Below are 2,394 nucleotides of genomic sequence, written 5' to 3'. Positions count from 1 at the left end.
GGATGGCTGAGACTGACCTGGATGATATTCGATATCTTGGCGCCGATATTGTACCTGAGATCATCGAGGCCAACTTGCTGAAGCATAGCAAGGATGACCGGGAATTTCGACGCATGGACATCGTCGAAGACCCAATTCCACGACACGATCTTGTCTTGTGCAGGGATTGTTTCGTGCATTTCTCATTTGCGCAGATCAACCGCGCGATCGAAAACATCAAGCGATCCGGAAGCAAATGGCTGCTAACGACGACGTTCCCGGGTATTCGCCAGAACCGTGATATTGAAGATGGAGACTGGCGGCCGCTGAACCTTCGGTCTGCTCCATTTCTGTTTCCCAGTCCGGATACAACACTCAATGAGGGTTGCACGGAAGCCGGCGGCGACTATTCGGACAAGTCCTTAGGCTTGTGGAGTATCGACAGCTTGCCTGTCGCCCATGAGCGATAACCGAATTGGAAAGATCATGACCGAAGGGCGAAGCCGAAGTGCTGAGCGGGACGAAATGCTAGAGCATGATCCGGAAAAGTGGAAACCGGTTTTCCGAAAAGATCATGCTCTAGGGAGCGCCCTTTCATGACGGTGTTGCAAGCGCAACACCGTCGCCTCTTGATCGCCTTGTCGATGGTATCTCGGTCGCGCCGCAGGCGAAATTCCACAAAACGCCGGCAACCCCTATTGAACGAGATTCTGCCGTTCTTCGTCCGTCAGGATTTGCTTTTCCTGGCTGGTCAGCATTCCGGCGCCGATGATTTGGATAGAGCCGTCGGGCTTTTGGGTTCTTCGGTCTTTGGCCCGATCTCGTTGGTCCGGCGTGCGCCGTCATCGGCCCCGCCATAGCCCAGGAATTCCCTCCAGATTGAACCGATCAACCGTTCTGCGTAGGTGTTTTGCCGAGGTGAGCGGAGAGACGTCGGGCGGTCTCGAATGCCGATCGAAGCAATCTTGAGGAACGGTCAGATTATCCCGTTCCTTCGCAAATCGTCGATCTCATCCGGGCCAAGCCCCAGCAATTTGCCATAGACCTCATGGTTTTGGGCGCCGAGGCCGGCGCCCAGCCATCGGATCTCGCCCGGCGTCTCCGAAAGGCGTGGCACCACATCCGGAACCGCGATCGTACCGGCGCGGGAGTCCTTCATTTGGATGTTACCCCGCGCACGGTACTGCGGATCCCTGAAAATGTCCTCGATGCTATAGATCAGGCTCGCTGGGACGCCACCGGTGGCGCAGAGCTTGAGCACGGCTTCACAGTCGAGCGAGGCGACCCAGTTGCCGACGATCGCGTTGACCTCCTCGCGGGCAGCGAGTCGAAGGTCCTTCGGACCGTAACCCTCTGCCGAGGCGAGATCCGGCCGGCCCATCGCTTCCGCCAAGCGCGCGAACATCTGATCGCTCGTACAGGCGATGGCCACCCATTTGCCGTCCTTGGTCTGGTAGTGGCTGTGCGGGCAGACATTCACCGTGTCGGCCCCCATGCGCTCGCGCACATAACCAAACTTCTGGAATGCCGGCGCGATCTCGTCGAGCACACGGAATACGGACTCGTAGAGCGCCAGGTCGATGCATTGGCCCTCACCGGTCGTCTCCCGGGCGCGCAACGCGACCAAGGCTCCGATCGCACCGTACATCCCGGACATGTAGTCTGCGAGTGAGGTCGAACCCGGCACCACGGGGACGCCGCCGGATTCGCCGGCGAGATAGGTCAATCCGGAGAACGCGTGCGCAATGCGCGCAAAGCCTGGCTGCGCGCGCATCGGCCCGTCCTGTCCATAGGCCGAGATCCGAACGAGGATCGCGCCCCGATTGATCTGTTTAAGTTCGTCGTAACCGAGCCCCCATTTTTCGAGTGTGCCGGGTCGGAAGTTCTCCACGATGATGTCGCACTTCGCCGCAAGTTGCCGGAGGAGTTCACGCCCCCGCTCGCTGCCGAGATCCAGCGTCACGCACTTCTTGTTGCGCGCTTCGGACAGCCACACCAGGGTATCGCCGCAATCGGTATTGGTTCCGAGCCGCCGGAGCGAGTCGCCAGTCTTTGGAGGCTCGACCTTGATGACTTCGGCGCCGAACTCGCCAAGGATGGTGGCGCAGTGCGGCCCGGCGATGAACGTACCAAGATCGAGGACCCGGATTCCCGCCAGCGCGCTCATGATACGCTCCGGATGCGGGCCACCCGTTCGAGGAGCTTATTGGCAAGCTTGACGTGCATAAGGTCGATCATGTCGCCGTTCTTGTCCTTTACCGCGCCCCTACCCTCACGAGCCGCCACTTCCATGGCATCGATCAGCTCGCGCGCCCACGCGATCTGATCCGCTGATGGCGTCAGAACCTCGTGGATGGTGTCGATCTGCGAGGGATGGATCGCCATCTTGCCTTCGTAGCCTAGTACCCACTTTTC

Annotated in this window: 2 protein-coding genes and 1 pseudogene; 1 reads left to right on the top strand and 2 read right to left on the bottom strand. The window is 59.5% G+C overall.

Translation table 11 applies throughout. The features are described 5' to 3' along the window. Positions 1-449: class I SAM-dependent methyltransferase (locus tag CWO89_RS46615; protein ID WP_165421590.1), on the top strand; the 449-nt coding region annotated here is incomplete at its 5' end. Between the two features lie 506 nt (positions 450-955). On the opposite strand, the gene CWO89_RS43215 is transcribed toward CWO89_RS46615, so the two are convergent. Together CWO89_RS43215 and CWO89_RS43210 are read right to left on the bottom strand one after the other, a co-directional pair. Continuing rightward, positions 956-2,146, bottom strand: coding sequence for a CaiB/BaiF CoA transferase family protein (locus CWO89_RS43215; RefSeq protein ID WP_130584272.1), 1,191 nt, complete (start codon positions 2,144-2,146; stop codon positions 956-958). After that, positions 2,143-2,394: pseudogene (locus tag CWO89_RS43210) on the bottom strand (CoA ester lyase); the annotation flags it as partial. The gene CWO89_RS43215 and the pseudogene CWO89_RS43210, both read right to left, overlap by 4 nt.

This window comes from Bradyrhizobium sp. Leo170 (assembly GCF_004296405.1).
Taxonomy (GTDB): domain Bacteria; phylum Pseudomonadota; class Alphaproteobacteria; order Rhizobiales; family Xanthobacteraceae; genus Bradyrhizobium.
This window is presented reverse-complemented; position numbering and strand designations above follow the sequence as displayed.